The sequence below is a fragment of the Bradyrhizobium ganzhouense genome (genome assembly GCF_049949285.1).
Taxonomy (GTDB): Bacteria; Pseudomonadota; Alphaproteobacteria; order Rhizobiales; family Xanthobacteraceae; genus Bradyrhizobium; species Bradyrhizobium ganzhouense.
In genome coordinates this window covers 6,334,499-6,350,715 of the sequence record NZ_CP181318.1, presented here as the reverse complement: position 1 = coordinate 6,350,715, position 16,217 = coordinate 6,334,499, and the positions used below count along the sequence as shown (strand labels likewise).

14 protein-coding genes are annotated in these 16,217 nt (G+C 65.0%); 2 read left to right on the top strand and 12 right to left on the bottom strand.

Annotated elements, in window-relative coordinates:
- The first annotated feature begins 20 nt into the window (after window positions 1–20).
- Window positions 21–1,601 carry a hypothetical protein gene (locus ACLFLU_RS29355; RefSeq protein WP_426408228.1) on the top strand — a complete coding sequence of 527 codons (1,581 nt, stop codon included), beginning with the start codon at window positions 21–23 and terminating at the stop codon, window positions 1,599–1,601.
- Between the two features lie 9 nt (window positions 1,602–1,610).
- Here ACLFLU_RS29355 and ACLFLU_RS29350 read toward each other — a convergent pair whose 3' ends face one another.
- From ACLFLU_RS29350 to ACLFLU_RS29325, 6 genes are all read right to left on the bottom strand, one after another.
- Window positions 1,611–2,819, bottom strand: coding sequence for a glycosyltransferase family 4 protein (locus ACLFLU_RS29350; RefSeq protein WP_426408227.1), 1,209 nt, complete (start codon window positions 2,817–2,819; stop codon window positions 1,611–1,613).
- Window positions 2,816–3,583, bottom strand: coding sequence for a class I SAM-dependent DNA methyltransferase (locus tag ACLFLU_RS29345; RefSeq protein ID WP_426408226.1), 768 nt, complete (start codon window positions 3,581–3,583; stop codon window positions 2,816–2,818). Before ACLFLU_RS29345 ends, ACLFLU_RS29350 begins: the two co-directional genes overlap by 4 nt.
- Complete coding sequence (locus ACLFLU_RS29340) at window positions 3,580–4,701, bottom strand: DegT/DnrJ/EryC1/StrS family aminotransferase (RefSeq protein WP_426408225.1); 1,122 nt, start codon at window positions 4,699–4,701, stop codon at window positions 3,580–3,582. Before ACLFLU_RS29340 ends, ACLFLU_RS29345 begins: the two co-directional genes overlap by 4 nt.
- Window positions 4,698–5,144, bottom strand: a complete 447-nt coding sequence (locus ACLFLU_RS29335) for a hypothetical protein (RefSeq protein ID WP_426408224.1) — start codon at window positions 5,142–5,144, stop codon at window positions 4,698–4,700. The genes ACLFLU_RS29340 and ACLFLU_RS29335 overlap by 4 nt, the downstream gene beginning before the upstream one ends.
- A gap of 100 nt (window positions 5,145–5,244) precedes the next feature.
- Window positions 5,245–6,426, bottom strand: a complete 1,182-nt coding sequence (locus ACLFLU_RS29330; RefSeq protein WP_426408223.1) for a CgeB family protein — start codon at window positions 6,424–6,426, stop codon at window positions 5,245–5,247.
- Between the two features lie 155 nt (window positions 6,427–6,581).
- Window positions 6,582–7,805 carry a phenylacetate--CoA ligase family protein gene (locus tag ACLFLU_RS29325; protein ID WP_426408222.1) on the bottom strand — a complete coding sequence of 408 codons (1,224 nt, stop codon included), beginning with the start codon at window positions 7,803–7,805 and terminating at the stop codon, window positions 6,582–6,584.
- A gap of 86 nt (window positions 7,806–7,891) precedes the next feature.
- Between ACLFLU_RS29325 and ACLFLU_RS29320 the strand changes: the two genes are divergently transcribed.
- Window positions 7,892–9,043: an AGE family epimerase/isomerase gene (locus ACLFLU_RS29320; RefSeq protein ID WP_426408221.1), complete on the top strand. Its 1,152-nt coding sequence runs from the start codon at window positions 7,892–7,894 to the stop codon at window positions 9,041–9,043.
- Window positions 9,044–9,046: 3 nt separating this feature from the next.
- Here the strand turns inward: ACLFLU_RS29320 and ACLFLU_RS29315 are convergent, their stop codons facing one another.
- From ACLFLU_RS29315 to ACLFLU_RS29290, 6 genes are all read right to left on the bottom strand, one after another.
- The gene (locus ACLFLU_RS29315) at window positions 9,047–9,886 is read right to left on the bottom strand and encodes an ABC transporter ATP-binding protein (RefSeq protein ID WP_426408220.1); all 840 of its coding nucleotides are present in this window, start codon (window positions 9,884–9,886) and stop codon (window positions 9,047–9,049) included.
- A gap of 145 nt (window positions 9,887–10,031) precedes the next feature.
- Window positions 10,032–11,315, bottom strand: coding sequence for an ABC transporter substrate-binding protein (locus ACLFLU_RS29310; RefSeq protein ID WP_426408219.1), 1,284 nt, complete (start codon window positions 11,313–11,315; stop codon window positions 10,032–10,034).
- Window positions 11,316–11,359: 44 nt separating this feature from the next.
- Window positions 11,360–12,433 (bottom strand): branched-chain amino acid ABC transporter permease, encoded by a 1,074-nt coding sequence (locus ACLFLU_RS29305; RefSeq protein WP_426408218.1) that lies wholly within the window; start codon window positions 12,431–12,433, stop codon window positions 11,360–11,362.
- Between the two features lie 3 nt (window positions 12,434–12,436).
- Entirely contained in the window at window positions 12,437–13,330 is an 894-nt protein-coding gene (locus tag ACLFLU_RS29300) for a branched-chain amino acid ABC transporter permease (RefSeq protein WP_334524893.1), read from the bottom strand.
- Window positions 13,331–13,406: 76 nt separating this feature from the next.
- The gene (locus ACLFLU_RS29295; protein WP_426408217.1) at window positions 13,407–15,338 is read right to left on the bottom strand and encodes a long-chain fatty acid--CoA ligase; all 1,932 of its coding nucleotides are present in this window, start codon (window positions 15,336–15,338) and stop codon (window positions 13,407–13,409) included.
- Window positions 15,335–16,156, bottom strand: a complete 822-nt coding sequence (locus tag ACLFLU_RS29290; RefSeq protein ID WP_334524887.1) for an ABC transporter ATP-binding protein — start codon at window positions 16,154–16,156, stop codon at window positions 15,335–15,337. The genes ACLFLU_RS29295 and ACLFLU_RS29290 overlap by 4 nt, the downstream gene beginning before the upstream one ends.
- Between the last annotated feature and the right edge of the window lie 61 nt (window positions 16,157–16,217).

Here is a 16,217-nt window from a genome sequence, read left to right as displayed (position 1 = left end):
GCTGCCGGGAAGGATGCGGTTTGACTGACACGCAGACTGACGCGCTCGGCAAGGCCGAGGGTGCGGGTAGACCCGGCGGTGCCGGGCGGGCCCGCCGGCTCGTTCGCGGCTGGTCGGCGAATCTGGTCCAGATGGTGTTGGGCCTGACCCAGCAGCTGCTGCTGATCCCCGCATTCCTGCACGTCTGGAGCGGCGACGTCCTCGCGGCGTGGCTTGCGATCTATGCCGCCGGAAGCCTCGTCATCGTGGCGGATGCCGGGTTGCAGTTTCGCGCCATTAATCGGTTTCTTGCCTTCAAGTCCTGCGCCGATTGCGACGGGCGCACGGCGAGCGTCTACCACAGGATGCTGCGGATCTATCTTGCCATCATCGCCGGGCTCGGCGTCCTGCTCTGCGCGGCCGAGTATCTCGCGCCGCCGTCGGCCGTGCTCGGTTTTCACGCGATGCCGACATTGGACGCGGCGATGCTGGTGATGACGTTGGGAACGCTCCTGAGCTTGCCCGCCAACCTATGCTCCGGCCTCTATCGCGTCCGCGGCCAGTATGGCCGTGCCGTGTGGCTGCAAAACGCCGCACTGCTGCTCGGCCAGATCGCCCAGCTTGTCGCGCTGGCTATCTTCGGCAGCCTGCTTGCGGTGGCGATCGCCTTCGTGTCGATGCAGCTCCTCTTCACGATCTTCATCGTCGGCTTCGACGCGCCGCGCCGTTTTCCGTTCCTGCGCCGTGCTGCAAGGCCGCCGTTCATCTCGCCATCCTGGCGCTGGAGCATCGGCCAGTTCGGCCGCGCGCTGCCCTTCGCGATCGCCAACATCACCGAGCTTGCGCTCGTCAACGTTCCGGTCCTGCTCGTCTCCGCGCTCGTCACCGATCGTGTCGCGGTGGTGCAATGGGGGCTGACGCGCGTGATCGCGAGCCTGGTGCGCGGGCTATGTCTCCAAATCGCCTTGCCGCTCGGCGCCGAGCTCGGGCACGATCATGCAATCGGCGACAAAGAGCGACTCCGGCATCTTTACGCCTATGGATCGGTGTTCGTCACCGGGCTTGCGTGCGTAGTCGTCGCGGGTTTTCTGCCGTTCTGGCCCGATTTCTTCGCACTGTGGACCCATGGCACCATACCCTATGACGGGCTGCTTGCGCTGACGCTGCTGCTGGGCTCGGCCGCAGGCGCGCCCTCGCTGATGGCGCTGGTCTTTGCCAATCACAGCGATCGCGGCGCGCTGCTGATCCGGACCAAGGGGCTTCAGTTCGTCGTATTCCTGCTGCTGGCCGTCGTCCTGATACCGAGGCTCGGACCGCTCGGCGCGGCGCTTGCGGTGGTCGCGAGCGATATTCTCATTCAGTTCGGGCTGCTCACGCTGGCGATCATATGGCAGACCCTGCGCCATCCGCTCAGGCACGTCGCGTTCCTGATGCTCACGGCCGCGGGGATCGTGGCGCCGGGCTGGCTGATCGGGCTCGCAATCACCACACTCCTGCCGGGGAGCGGGCTCGTGCATTTCGTCCTGGAGTGCGCGATCTGGATGGCGGTGGTCGGTGGGCTCGCAAGCCCGCTATTGAACGCGGCGCTGCGCGAGCGGCTGCGAGCGCTGGTTCCGGCGTAGCCGATGATCTCAGCGTGCAGTCAGCGCAAGCCGATGCTTTAGCCGTTCCAAATGACGAGCGAATTCCTGGTGGCCGGCCCTGGTCTCCTCGGCAAACTGCGCGAGCCGAAGATGTCCGGCCGCGCTCAGGCGCTCGCGCGTGCCCTCGTCGCGGAGACTGACGATGGCGTCTGCGAGTGAGCGCGGGTCGTCATAATCGAACAGGACCGCGGCGTCGCCGGCCTGCGCCTTGAAGGCTTCGGGATAGATCACGGGCGTGCCGACCGCCCAGGCTTCCAGCGGCGGCAGATTGGTCGGGCCGAAATAGGTCGGCATCACCAGCGCCGATGCGCCGCGGTAGAGCGCGCCGAGTTCTGCGGATTCGACGAAGCCGATGATGGAGACCTGGTCGGACAATCCAAGGTTACGGATCGCCAGGTCGATCTTGTCGCGACCGCTGCGGTTGGAGCCGCATAGCACCAGTCGCTCGGTGATGCCCTGTTTGCGCAACAAAGCGAGCGCGGAGAGCAGCGTGATGTGGTTCTTGTGGGGCCAGAACTGAGCCGGATAGAACAGATAGCCCGGCTCGAGCCGGTATTTCGCCAGCACGGCGGCATCGGCGGCGGCATCGGGCGCGGACCTGCTGACATAGGTCGATGGCGAGAACGGGATGCAGATCGCCCGCTCCCGCTCCATGGCGTAACGACGGCAGAGATCGTCGATCAGCTCGGACGCATTGACGATCACCGCGACCGCCTTGGTGCTGGCCAGGCGAAACAGGATCTCGCGGCGCTCGAATTCGCCGAAGGTGCGCACTTCCGGAAACTCCGGCGCGTCGCGATGGCAGCCATCGAAGATCGTGATGATGAAGGGCAGTTGATGCAGCAGCAGGTGCCGCTTCGAGGTCGAGGTGAAATGCACGACGTCGATACCGTCGCGGATCAAGGCACGCTCGAACGGCGATTTAAGCTCAAGCGCGATCTGGACGAGATCGAACGGTCCGCAATATTTGAGAAACAGGAAGAGATAGTCGAACACGCCGAATTTGCGTAAGCGCCCCTCGACACCGAACTCCTTCAGGATCTCGATCGTCTTCGGATAGGGCGAGTACACCACGATCTCGTTGCCGGACTGTGTCGCCCATTCGCGCAGCCAGAGCAGATCGTTGAGCGGTTGCTGAAAGCCGCCGCCGAGCTCGAGGGCCTGCTCCAGCATCACGGCAAGGCGCAGCGGTCTCACGGCTTGCCGGCCTTTCTGGCGACGGCGTAGGCGGCCCAGATCTTCGAGTGCGGGGCGTCCTGCGTCAGCCATGCGGCGTGGTCGGCCGGCTGAAAGCCGCTTGCCGCGAGCGCCGCGTCGATCTCGAACGGAAACCAGTAGCGCATGTGGTGCGCTTCATCGACGCGACGGATCGTGGCGCGATCCGTGTCCTCGCAGAACAGCGTGTAGTTCACCGTGACGGTCGCTGCCTGCTCGTCGTGCTCGGATTGCGCAATCCGGGTCAAGCGCAACGGTCTCTGCTCGATCACCTTGACGCGCGTCTCGACGCCTTGCGCCAGCACGGCGCCGCCATACCAATAGTCGAAAAAGAAGATGCCGCCCGGCTTCAGCGCGGCATGCGCGGTGCGGAACATCGCCGCCAATGCATCGCGGCTGGTCTGATAGCTGGCGACGTGAAACAGCGACACCACGGCATCGAAGTCGTGCTCGGGGCCTGCTTCGCGGGCATCACCCTGCCGGAACGGAATCGAGAGCCCGGCCTGCGCGGCGCGCGCCTTGGCGCTCGCGATCATCTCATGGCTGAGATCGATGCCGGCAACGCTCCAGCCCTTGCGCGCGAGGGCCAGCGCGTGCAGGCCGGTGCCGCAGCCGAGATCGAGCAGCTTGCCTGAGGAAACGCCGTGGTCGCGCAGGCGGGCTTCGACGAACGATGTTTCCGCCGCGTAATCCTTGTCCCGATAGAGGAGGTCATACCAGGGCGCGTAGTCGGCGAACACCGTCACGCCAAAATCTCCTTGAGCGCCTGGGCCGAGCGCGCGATCTCGTCATCAGTCAAGGCAAGTCCGCTCGGCAGGTAAAAGCCGCGCCGGGCGATGTATTCCGCGTTCGGATGGGATTCTTCGAGCATCAGGCCCATCCGGCGCAGCACCGGCTGCTCGTGCATGCACCAGAAGAACGGCCGCGTGCCGATGCCCTTTTCGCCGAGGCGGCGCATCGCCTCCTTGGCGTCGAACGGCACGCGCTCGTCCAGCACGACGCCGTAGACCCAGTAGATATTGTCGGCATAGTTGGTGCGGGCGACCGGGCGGCGGATGTGATCGACGTTGCCGAGATGGTCGTCATAGAGCCGGCCGATCCGGCGCTTGAGCTCGACCGTGCGCGGCAGGCGCTCGACCTGGGCGACGCCGAGCGCGGCCTGGAGGTTGGTCATGCGCGCGTTCCAGCCGAGCTCCTCGTGGACGAAGCGCTGCTGCGGCTGGAAGCAGAGATTGCGATAGCCCTGCAGGCGGCCGGCGAGCGCGTCGTCGTCGGTGAGGATCATGCCGCCTTCGCCGGTGGTGACATGCTTGTTGGGATAGAAGCTGAACGTCGAGACGTCGCCGAAGCTGCCGCAGGGCGCGCCGCGATAGGTTTGCCCGTGCATCTCGGCGGCGTCCTCGATCACCTTCAGGTCATGCTTGCGCGCAAGCGCCATGATCGGTTCGAGATCGACCGGCAGGCCGTAGATGTGCACCAGCATGATCGCGCGCGTGCGCGGCGTGATCGCGGCCTCCACGCCCTCGACCGTCATGTTCCAGGTTGCGGCATCGCAGTCGACCCCGACCGGCACAAGGCCGGCGCGCACGACCGCTGAGGCGCAGCTGATGATCGTGAAGGTCGGGATGATGACTTCGGAGCCCTCCTCGAGGCCGAGCGCATGGACGGCGATGTCGAGCGCGACCGAGCCGTTGGTCACCGCGACGCCGTGGCGCCGTCCGGCGGCCTCCGCCATCGCCTGCTCGAAGCGCTTGATGAACGGTCCTTCCGACGAGATCCAGCCGGTGCGGATGCATTCGGCGAGGTAGTCGGCCTCGTTGCCGTCGAGCAGCGGCGTGTTGACGGGAATGAACGGTGCAGTCACAGGCCCGGACCCTTGATCCGGATTTCCGACTGGGCCACTTCGGCAAAGCGGGTCTTGTCGTTCTCACCGGAGTAGGGGCCCTGCTTGATCTCGAACATCTCGACCGGCTCGAGCACGTGGAAACCGTGGGCGCCGCTGCACAACAGGATGATGTCGCCGGCGCCGAGCACGCGGCTTTCCAGATATTTTTCCTCGACCGTGTAGAAATCGACCTGGAGCTTGCCCTTCTGGATCAGGAGAACCTCCTGGGTATAGTGCACCTCCCGCGTCACCTTGTTGTGGCGATGCGGCTCGATGCTCTTGCCCTTCGGATGGCTCATATAGGCGAGCTGCTGCGACAGTTCAGGCGACGAAAAAAAGTGGATACCCGGCTCGCGGAACGAGGCGCGCACGATGATCGCATAGAGCTGGTCGCCGAATCGAACATGTTCGACGTGTTCCATCTGAGCCTCGACAAAAAACGCTGCAATTATAGTGACATAGCGTCACGCAGGAGCACTTTGGCCATTTTGGCCGAGACCGTCAAGGGCGCGCCGGCGGCTCCTATTTGCGGCCGGCGAGCTGCAAGATGGTGCTCACGCGTTGACGGAACGTGTGGGTCGAAAGCGTGCGTGCCTGTCCGGCTGCAGCGATCGCCATGCGCGCGGGCTCATCGTTGAGATAGCGATCGATCAGCGCGATACAGTCGTCGGCCGAACGCCAGGTCGCGACCTCGCGGCCGGGCTCGAACAGCGTGTGCAGATTGTCCTTGAAGTCGGTGAGCAGGAAGGCGCCGATACCGGTTGCTTCGAACAGGCGCGCATTGCCGGCTTCGGGGCCGGCCATGTCGATGTGCGAGTTGAGCGTCACGCGCGAGGCCCGCAACGCCTGATACATGTCCACGCCCCACACCTCGCCCTGGTAACAGCGGTGAAGCGGTGACGAGGCGGGCAGCGTATGCAGGCCGCTGCCGAACAGTTTCAGATCGTAGCGCCGCGCGACGGCTTCCAGCTGCGCCACGCGCTGCTGGTGATCGGCCGATACGGCACCCACGAACGAGACGTCGATGCTGCGCTCTGGTGCAGGCGGAAGAACGTCGAGGATTGCGGGCTCGAAGCCCAGATGGATGACCTCCGAGCGGGCGCCTTGCTGACGAAAGAAATCCACCACCGCGGCGATTTGCGAGATCAGGAGATCGTAGACCGACCAGTCTTCGCCGCGCGAGGGCACGATTCCAACCTGGCCGACCATGGTGGGGCGGCAGATCTGCTTGATCCGGCGCACCAGGCGCGTGTCGACGTGGAACAGATCCTGGTTGAGGATCAGGTCCGGCTTGAAGTCCTCGATCTGCGCCAGCAGGATCTGTTCGGACTGCGCGTCGAGGCGCGGGCTCAGACCGATCCTGCGGGCGAGCGGCCTCAACACCGGCTTGAATGGCGCGACGGCGCGTTGCAGCCATCCCGGGATGGCATCGCTCACGGCGGCGCCCGGCGGCGGCGATGGGGTCACGCTGATGCCGTGTTCGCGCGCCCATGCCGTCTGCATCCAGCCGTTGTTGACGTGGATGTTGGCGGCCGTGTGCCCGAGGGCTTCGAAATTGCGCGAGTAGAAGTCGGCCACGCCGAACAGGCTGGCGCTGCGCGCTGCCATCTGCGCGTCGTAGTTCGAATTCTCGAGGCCCGGATGGCGCCGGTACAGCCAGGCGAGAAAGCGCTGATAATCTGCGTTGAGGATGAGAACGCGCACGGGCCTAGCGCTTCCCGCCCGCGGTGTTGCGACGCTTGATGTCTCGACGGAGCCTCATTTGCCGGTCGCATAGCCCATTCGCGGGGCGCGCACAATGTCCGACGGTCGTCCGGGCACGATCCCGGAGGAGGAACGAACCTCCACAACGGGCGAATTTACCGCTCGTCCGCGATCACCTTGCCGTCGTTCGGCAGCGCGCCGGGGCTGACGAGCTCGACCATGCCGCCGAGCTTGGTCACGGCCCGCAAGGAGCCTGCGATCTCCTCGCGCAGCGCATCGCCCGATGTGCCCGTCTCCGCCTTCAGCGTCATCGCGTCGGTCTCGCCCTGGCGGGTGACGACGAGGCGCAGCCGTCCGAGCGCTGGATGACGCTTGCCGATCTCGGCGACCTGCTCGGGGCGGATGAACATGCCCTTGACCTTGGTGGTCTGGTCGGCGCGGCCCATCCAGCCCTTGATGCGCATGTTGGTGCGGCCGCATATGCTTGGGCCCGGAAGCGCTGCGGTGAGATCGCCGAGCGCAAGCCGGATCCAGGGATGGTGCGGATCGAGCGAGGTCACCACGATCTCGCCGACATCGCCCGGCGTCACGGGATCGCCGGTGCCGGGCTTGATGATCTCCATGATCAGATCCTCGTTGACGACCATGCCGTCGCGCGCCTCGGTCTCAAAGGCGATGAGGCCGAGATCGGCGGTGCCGAAGGCCTGGTAGGCATCGATGCCGCGCGCCTTGATCTCGGCCTGGAGCGAGGGCGGAAACGCCGCGCCCGAAACCAGCGCGCGTTTGATCGAGGAGACGTCGCGGCCCCCGGTCACTGCTGCATCGAGCAGGATCTTCAGGAAATCAGGTGTGCCACTGTAGCCGACGGGACGGTAGGCCTCGATCAGCTCGAATTGCTGCTCGGTGTTGCCGGGGCCGGCGGGGATCACGGCACAGCCGAGAGCGCGCGCCGAGGCGTCGAAGATGAAGCCGCCGGGAGTGAGGTGGTAGCTGAAGGTGTTGAGCACGATGTCCTCAGGGCGGAACCCGGCCGCGAACAGCGCACGCGCGCCGCGCCAGGGATCGGCCTGCCGCCCCTCCGGCTCGAAGATCGGGCCGGGGGAGGTAAAGAGGCGGGCGAACGACCCCGGAGCCGCCGCCACGAAGCCACCGAAGGGCTGGGAGGCCTTGTGTAGAGCGGGCAGTTCCGACTTGCGCAGCACCGGAAGGCCCGCCAGCGCCGTCCTGGAGGTCACCGAGGCGGGATCGATGCCCTTCAGCCGTTCGGCATAGGCGGGCGCGCTCATCGCGCTGCGCAGGACGCCTGGCAGGCGGGCGAACAGCTCGGCCTCGCGCGCCGCTGGCTCGCGCGTCTCGAGGGCGTCGTAATGGGCGGTCATGGCAGGTCTTTCCGGGTTGGCATCCGTTGCACGCCGCCGCTCGCATGGGTATCAGACGGCCATTGGCGGGGCGTGGAGAGGACGCAATGGCGGACGAGAGCATCATTCCGGCGGAAGAGGCAGCCGACGTCGTCGTGCGCCTGAAGCGCCGCGTGATCGAGGACGCGATACCGCTGTGGTCGACCGTCGGCTGGGACCATGAAACGGGCGGCTTCATCGATCGGCTGCACCGCGATGGCACGGCGGATACGGCCGCGCCGCGGCGGGTGATGGTGCAGGCTCGCCAGATCTATTGCTATGCCAAGGCAGCGCAGATGGGCTGGTATCCCGAGGGGCGCGCCATCGCGCTGAAGGGGCTCGAGCACCTGCTGGCGAAGGCCAAGGCGCCGGACGGCCGGCCTGGCTACGTGCACCGGCTGACGCCTGATGGCGCGGTGCTGGATGCGCGGCGCGATGCCTACGACCACGCCTTCATCCTGTTTGCTCTGGCAACCGTCTATGCGCTCGACAAGGACGCGCAGATCCGGGCCGAGATCGACGCGCTGCTTGCCTTCCTCGACGGCCATCTGCGCTCGCCGCATGGCGGCGTGCACGAGAGCCTGCCGGTGTCGCTGCCGCGCCGGCAGAACCCGCAAATGCACTTGTTCGAGGCGATGATCGCCTGCTTCGATGCGACCCACGATCTGTCGTTCCAGAATCGCGCCGGTGAATTCTTCGCGCTGTTCCTTGCCAATCTCTACGACAAGCGGAAGTGTGCGCTCGGCGAATATTTCGAGGAGGACTGGTCGAAGATCGAGCCGGTCAGCGTCGAGGCCGGCCACCAGGCCGAATGGGTCTGGCTGCTGAAGGGGTTTGAACGCATCACGGGCTGCCCGACCGGACAGCGGCGCGCAGAGCTGCTGGCGACCGCGCTGCGCTATCGCGATGCGGCCACCGGCTGCCTCGTCGACGAGGGCGACGACACCGGCAACATCCGCCGCTCGACGCGCCGGCTGTGGCCGCAGACCGAGATCGCGAAAGCGTGGATTGCGCAGGCCGAGTCCGGCGAGGCGGGCGCGGCGGATGAGGCGCGCGCGGCGCTGGTGCGGCTCGAACGGCATTACCTCAACCATCCCGTGCGGGGCGGCTGGTACGACCAGTTCGACAGCGACGGCAAATCGCTGATTGACACCATTCCTGCGTCGTCGTTCTATCATGTTCTCTGCGCGGTCACGGAAGCGGAGCAGGTCCTCGGCTGAGAATTAAAGCCAGCGCTTGCGCCGCTTGAAGCTCTTGAGGTTTTTAAAGCTCTTGCGCTGGTCGCCGGCGCCGCCGAGGTAGAACTCCTTGACGTCCTCGTTGTCGCGCAACTCGTCGGCGGTGCCGTCGAGCACGACCTTGCCCTGTTCCATGATGTAGCCGTGGCTTGCCACCGACAGCGCGGCGCGTGCGTTCTGCTCCACCAGCAGGATGGTGACGCCGAGGTCGCGGTTGATCTTCTGGATGATCGAGAACACCTCTTTCACCAGCAGCGGCGACAGGCCCATCGACGGTTCGTCCATCAAAATCATCTTCGGGCGCGCCATCAGCGCGCGGCCGATCGCGAGCATCTGCTGCTCGCCGCCGGAGAGATAGCCGGCGAGGCCCGTGCGTTCCTTCAGGCGCGGGAAATAGTTGAAGACCATGTCGAGGTCGGAATCGACCTCGCGATCCCTGCGGGTGAAGGCGCCGAGCCTGAGGTTTTCCAGCGATGTCATGTCGGCGACGATGCGCCGGCCCTCCATCACCTGGAAGATGCCGCGGCGGACGATCTTGTCGGGATCGATTCCGGCGATCGGCTCGCCCTCGAACAGGATCTCGCCGCGCGTGACCTCGCCGTCCTCGGTCTTGAGCAGCCCCGAGATCGCCTTCAGCGTCGTCGACTTGCCGGCACCATTGGCCCCCAGCAGCGCCACGATCGCGCCCTTGGGCACGTCGAGGCTGAGGCCGCGCAGCACCAGGATGACGTCGTCATAGACGACCTCGATGTTGCGCACGGCGAGGAGGGGTGGCGCGGGCACGACGGTGGGGGTGGTACGAACAGCTTCTGCTGTCTGGGTCATTTTTCATAGCTCTCCGCTGTCGTCGCCCGGCTTGACCGGGCGACCCAGTATTCCAGAGACGCCTGAGATTCACGGAGAAGCCGCGGCGTACTGGATCCCCCGCCTTCGCGGGGGATGACATCTGTGGGTGAGGCGAGAGTCGGGCTCACCAGCCCAGCAGTTCCGGCTTGCGCGGCAGCTCGACGGTCTTGACCTTCTCGAGCTTGATCGTGCCCTTGGCCATGAGGTCGTTGAGGTCGCCGTCGGTCGCGCCTGAAACCTTGGTGCGGTAGAGCTCGACCTTCAGCGTGCCGCGATGGTCCTTGTCGGTCCAGGTCGAGGGCGCGCAGACCCCTTCCATGCCGGCCGGCACCCAATCCTTCTTCTGATAGAAACCCTTCACGACGTTGTCGCCGGTGGCGCCGCCGTTCTTGGCGGCCCAGTCGAGTGCTTCCCTCATGTACAGCGCCGAGCAGACGCCCGCGACGTAGTGCACGGGACGATAGACCTTGCCGGTGGGGTCGGACATCTTCGAGATCTCCATCACCGTCTTCATGCCGGGTGCGTCGCCGCCCCAGCTCACCGCGGTGCGCAGCGGGAAGATCACGCCGTCGGCGGCGTCGCCCGCGGTCTTGGCGGCGTTCTCGTCCATGCCCCAGACGTTGCCGAGGAACTGCACTTCGGCGCCGGCGGTCTTGCAGGCCTTCATCACCGAGATGTTGGAGGCCGCGGTGTTGCCGAGATAGGCGTAGTTGGCGCCCGAGGATTTCAGGCTCAGGCACTGCGCGCTGTAGTCACCCGGCGCGAGCGCGAACACCAGCGGCGGCAGCACCTCGAAACCGAGCTCCTGCGCCATGGCTTCGCCAGCGGCCTTCGGCGCGTTCGGGTAGGGATGGTTGGCGCCCATGTGGACGAATTTTGGCTTGCCAGGCTTGCCCTTGGCCTTCCAGTCCTCAGCCGCCCAGATCAGCATCGCGCGCAGCGAGTCCGAGTAGCTCGGGCCGTAGAAGAAATTATAGGGCGCGGGCTTGGCCTTGCCGCTGGTGCCTTCGGGATCGGTCAGGGCCGCGGCATAGGAGCCGGAGAGGTCGGGGATCTTGTCCTGGGCGAGGAAGCCGGTCAGTGCCTCGGTGTCAGCGGTGCCCCAGCCCATGATCGCGGCGACCTTGCTGTCCGGTGCGGACCATTTCTTGTACAGCGCAATCGCCTTCGGCACCTGGTAGCTGTAGTCGTTGGTGTCGACGCTGACCTGCTTGCCGCCGATGCCGCCATTCTTGTTGACCCAGGCGAAGGTGTCGGCGACGGCCTGGCCGTAGGGCGTGCCGACATCGGAGGTGCCGCCGGAATAATCGGCGAGATGCCCGATCGCGATCTGCGCCTGCGCGCTCGCGGAGAATGCCGCGATCACAAGCGCGAGCGATGCAGTGCTCAAAAGGGACTTCATTGTCATGGGTCGGTTCCTCCGGTTTATTGTTTAAGTGAAGCAGCCCGCGCTCAATGCGAGAACGGGTAGAGTTTCCAGTACGCCTTGATCTGCCGCCAGCGATGCGCGAGCCCGTCCGGTTCGAACATCAAGAACGCGATGATGATCACCCCGATCGCGATCTCGCGCAGGAAGGTGATGTTGTTGTTGAGCGACAGAGCCTTGTCGATCGCGCCGCCCTTGAGCGACAGACTGATGAACTCCATCGACTCCGGCAGCAGCACCACGAAGGCTGTGCCCATCAGCGTGCCCATGATCGAGCCGGTGCCGCCGATGATGATCATGGCAAGGAACAGGATTGAGCGCTCGATGCCAAAACCTTCCTGCGAGACCACGAGCTGGTAGTGCGCGTAGAGCGCGCCGGCGATGCCGGCGAAGAAGGCGGCGAGCCCGAACGACAGCGTGCGGTATTTGGTGAGGTTGATGCCCATGATCTCCGCGGAGAGATAATGGTCGCGGATCGCCACCAATGCGCGGCCGTCGCGCGTGCGCATCAGGTTGGTGACCAGGATGTAGCTCGCCAGCACATAGGCCAGCACGACGTAGAAATACTGCCGGTCGCCGCGAAGCGCATAGCCGAAGATCGAGAACGGCTCGGCGCTCGCCGGCACGGAGCCGCCGGAAAACCATTCGGCGCGGGAGAAGAAGTCGAGCAGGATATATTGGGCGGCCAGCGTCGCGATGACGAGGTAAAGACCCTTCAGTCGCGCCGCCGGAATGCCGAAGATCAGCCCGACCAGGGCGGTGACGACACCCGCGAGCGGAATCGCGAAGAATACCGGGATCGGCGTGCTGTTGGAGATGTAGGCCGAGGTGAAGGCGCCGAGCAGGAAGAAGGCGGCGTGCCCGATCGAGATCTGGCCGGTGAAGCCGACCAGGATATTGAGCCCGAGCGCTGCGATCGAGAAGATGCCGATTTGAATGAGAATGCTGAGCCAGTAGCCGCCGAGGACTTGCGGCACGAGGCAGAGCAGCAGCACGCCGACAATCGCAAAGTTGCGGCTGGTCGTGGTCGGGAAGATCGTGGTGTCGGCCGCGTAGGAGGTGCGGAAATCACCAGCAGGGATGAGGGCAGGGCCGGCCATGGATCAGATCCGCTCGATGTCGTGGGTGCCGAACAGGCCGTAAGGCTTGATCATCAGCACGATGATGAGGACGTAGAACGGCGCGATCTCGTAGAGATTGCCCCAATGCAGGTACTCGCTGTCGACATATTGCGCGATATTCTCGAGCAGCCCGATGATAATGCCGCCGAGCACGGCGCCGCCGACGGAATCGAGCCCGCCCAGGATCGCCGCCGGAAACACCTTGATGCCGTAGGCGGCAAGGCCCGAGGAGACGCCGTTGACCACGGCGACCACGACGCCCGCAACCGCCGACACGGTGGCCGAGATCGCCCAGGCCATCGCAAACACGCTCTTCACGGAAATGCCGAGCGACTGCGCCACTTGCTGGTTGAACGCTGTGGCGCGCATCGCAAGGCCATACTTCGAGGCGCGGAAGAACCAGGCCATGCCGATCATCATCGCGACCGAGACGACCAGGCTCATGACATAGACGGTCTGGATCTGGAGGCCGAACAGGCCGACCGACTGACTCTCGAACACGCGCGGGAACGGCTGCGGATTGACGCCGAACATCCATTTCAGCGTCGCCTGCAGCACGGTGGAGAGGCCGATCGTCACCATGATCACGGAGATGATGGGCTCGCCAATCATCGGCCGCAGGATCAGAACCTGGATCGCGATGCCGAACACGAACATGAACACCAGCGTCATCGGCATGCCGATCCAGAACGGCACCTGGTATTTGGCGAGCAGGGTCCAGCACACCCAGGCGCCGACAAGCAGCAATTCACCTTGCGCGAAATTGACGACTTGCGTCGCCTTGTAGATCAGCACGAACGACATCGCGACCACGCCGTAGAGCGTGCCGACCACGAGGCCGTTGACCAGGAGCTGGATGAGGAAGGCGGTGTTCATGTGATGCTATCCTTCGCCTCTCCCCGCCTGCGCAGGGAGGGGTGGATCGATTGCCGGCTCTGTATCGGAAGCGATCTCACTCCGCAGCCTCCGCCATGGGACCATGTCCGCCGAGATCCACCACGCGCAGCGTCGTGCGCACTCGCTGCGTGGTGCCGTCCTGGAAGCGGATCACGGTGTCGACGGGGATCTCGGCAGTGCCGCGGTAGATGGCGTCGATGATGCCTTCGTATTTCTCGTTGATGACACTGCGGCGCACCTTGCGGGTGCGGGTGAGCTCACCGTCGTCGGCGTCGAGCTCCTTGTAGAGCAGCAGGAAGCGCGAGATGCGCTGCGCCGGCGGCAGCGTGGCGTTGACGGTCTCGACCTCCTTGCGGAGCAGGGAATAGACCTCGGGCCGCGAGGCGAGGTCGCTGTAGGTCGTGAACGAGAGGCGATTCTTCTCCGCCCATTTCGAAATGATGGAATAGCGGATGCAGATCATCGCGGCGAGCGCGTCGCGGCCGGCACCGAGCACGACCGCTTCGGCGATGTAGGGCGAAAACTTCAGCTTGTTCTCGATGAATTGCGGCGAGAAGCGCTCGCCGCGCGAGGTCTCGGCGAGATCCTTGATGCGGTCGATGACGACGAGCTGGCGGTTCGCGTTGAAGTAGCCGGCATCACCCGAGAGCATCCAGCCGTCGCGGATGTCGGCGACGCTCGCTTCGGGGTTCTTGTAATAGCCGAGGAACATGTTGGGATGCCGCACCACGATCTCGCCGACGCCATGGACGTCGGCATTGTCGATGCGGATCTCGACGCTGTCCGCCATCGGCACGCCGGTCGTGTCAGGGTCGACCTTGCCTTCGGGATGCAGCGTGTAGGCCCCCAGCAGCTCGGTCTGGCCGTAAAGCGTGCGCAGCGGCACGCCCATGGCCTGGAAGAATTTGAAGGTATCGGGGCCGAGCGCTGCGCCGCCGGTGGCGGCCGAGCGCAGCCGCGTGAAGCCGAGCCGGTCGCGCAGGGCGCGGAACAGGACCGCGTCGGCAAAGCCGGAGCGCTTGCCCTGTTCGAGTGCGGCGAGACCCGACTTCATGCCGATGTCGAACAGGCGCTGCTTGAACGGCGTCGCGTCCATCACCTTGGCGCGGACGTCGGCGGCGATCGATTCCCAGACACGCGGCGCGAACAGCACGAAGGTCGGCGCGATCTCGCGCAGATCGTTCATCATGGTGTCGGGCTCTTCGACGAAGTTGATCTTCATCCGGCACAAGAGGCCTTTGCCGAGCACATAGACCTGCTCCATGATCCAGGGCAGCGGCAGCACCGAAACGTATTCGTCGTCGGGGCCCTTCGGATCGAAAGCGAGATAGGTCGCGCAATGGCCGAGCACGCGGCCCGCGGCGAGCATTGCGAGTTTTGGATGCGACGTCGTACCTGACGTCGTGCAGAGGATCGCGACGTCCTCACCCTTGGTGGCATCGACGAGCTTGTCGTAAAGCTCCGGCTCGCGGCTCGCGCGGGTACGCCCAATCTCGGCGAATTTCTCCGCCGACATCAGCCTGGGGTCGTCATATTTCCGCATGCCACGCGGATCGGAATAGATGATGTGCTTCAGCCGCGGCACGCGCTCGGCCAGCACCAGCAGCTTGTCGACCTGCTCCTCATCCTCGGCAAAGACCAGCTGGGCCTCACCGTAATTGAGGAGATAGGAGGCCTCCTCGTCGAGCACATCGCGATAAAGCCCGAGGCTCAATCCGCCGATCGCGTGGGTGGCCACTTCCGCCGCAACCCAGTCCGGCCGGTTGTCGCCGATGATGCCGATGACGTCGCCACGCCCCAGGCCGAGTTCGATCAGCCCGAGCGCGAAATCGCGCACACGGGTCTGGTAGTCGTTCCAGGTGAAGGGGCGCCAAAGGCCGAGATCCTTTTCGCGCAATGCGATCTCGTTGCCGTGCTCTTTTGCGTTGAGCCGGAGCATCTTTGGATACGTGTCGGCCTGGGCGACACGGCCTGCATAATCCATCATGCCGCGCTCTCCTGCGCCGGCGGCGCATCGTCGGGATCGACCAGCACCTCGTCCTCCTCGCCGAGATAGGCGCGCCTGACGTGGGGATCGGCGAGCACGGCGGCGGGATCGCCCTCGGCGATCTTGCGGCCGAAATCCAGCACCATGACGCGGTGGGAGATGTCCATCACCACGCCCATGTCGTGCTCGATCATCACCACCGTCATCCCGAACTCCTCGTTGAGATCGACGATGTAGCGGGCCATGTCCTCCTTCTCCTCGAAGTTCATGCCGGCCATCGGCTCGTCGAGGAGGATGAGGCGCGGCTCCAGCGCCATGGCACGCGCAAGCTCGACGCGCTTGCGCAGGCCGTAGGAGAGGGTGCCGGCCTGCGCTTTCCGCACCGACTGGAGGTCGAGAAAGTCGATGATCTCTTCCACCTTGCGGCGGTGCTCGAGCTCTTCCTTGCGCGCACCGGTGAGCCAGTACAGCGAGCCCGTCAGGAAATTGTTCTTCAGCAGGTGATGGCGGCCGACCATGATGTTGTCGAGCACGCTCATGTGGTGGAACAGCGCCAGATTCTGGAAGGTGCGGCCGATGCCAAGCGTGGGACGCGCATTCGGCGTCAGTCCGGTGATGTCGCGGCCCCGGTAGAACAGCTGGCCTTCCGTCGGCTTGTAGCGGCCGGAAATACAGTTCACGATCGAGGTCTTGCCGGCGCCGTTGGGGCCGATGATCGAGAACAGCTCGCCCTCATTAATGGCGAAGCTGACGTCGGTCAGCGCGCGGACGCCGCCGAACCGCAAGGACACGCCGCGCACTTCGAGACTGGTAGCCACCAAACAAATCCCTCCCGGTGATGGCGCGTTCAGCGGCGCTCTTCGTCCGTTCCTCTCGGGC

Bases quoted from the DNA above. Each gene is read 5' to 3' on its own strand.
- ACLFLU_RS29335 (WP_426408224.1), bottom strand. From the start codon at position 5,144: ATGGAACACGTCGAACATGTTCGATTCGGCGACCAGCTCTATGCGATC.
- ACLFLU_RS29300 (WP_334524893.1), bottom strand. From the start codon at position 13,330: ATGAACACCGCCTTCCTCATCCAGCTCCTGGTCAACGGCCTCGTGGTC.
- ACLFLU_RS29295 (WP_426408217.1), bottom strand. From the start codon at position 15,338: ATGATGGATTATGCAGGCCGTGTCGCCCAGGCCGACACGTATCCAAAG.
- ACLFLU_RS29325 (WP_426408222.1), bottom strand. From the start codon at position 7,805: ATGACCGCCCATTACGACGCCCTCGAGACGCGCGAGCCAGCGGCGCGC.
- ACLFLU_RS29305 (WP_426408218.1), bottom strand. From the start codon at position 12,433: ATGGCCGGCCCTGCCCTCATCCCTGCTGGTGATTTCCGCACCTCCTAC.
- ACLFLU_RS29315 (WP_426408220.1), bottom strand. From the start codon at position 9,886: ATGACCCAGACAGCAGAAGCTGTTCGTACCACCCCCACCGTCGTGCCC.
- ACLFLU_RS29310 (WP_426408219.1), bottom strand. From the start codon at position 11,315: ATGACAATGAAGTCCCTTTTGAGCACTGCATCGCTCGCGCTTGTGATC.
- ACLFLU_RS29320 (WP_426408221.1), top strand. From the start codon at position 7,892: ATGGCGGACGAGAGCATCATTCCGGCGGAAGAGGCAGCCGACGTCGTC.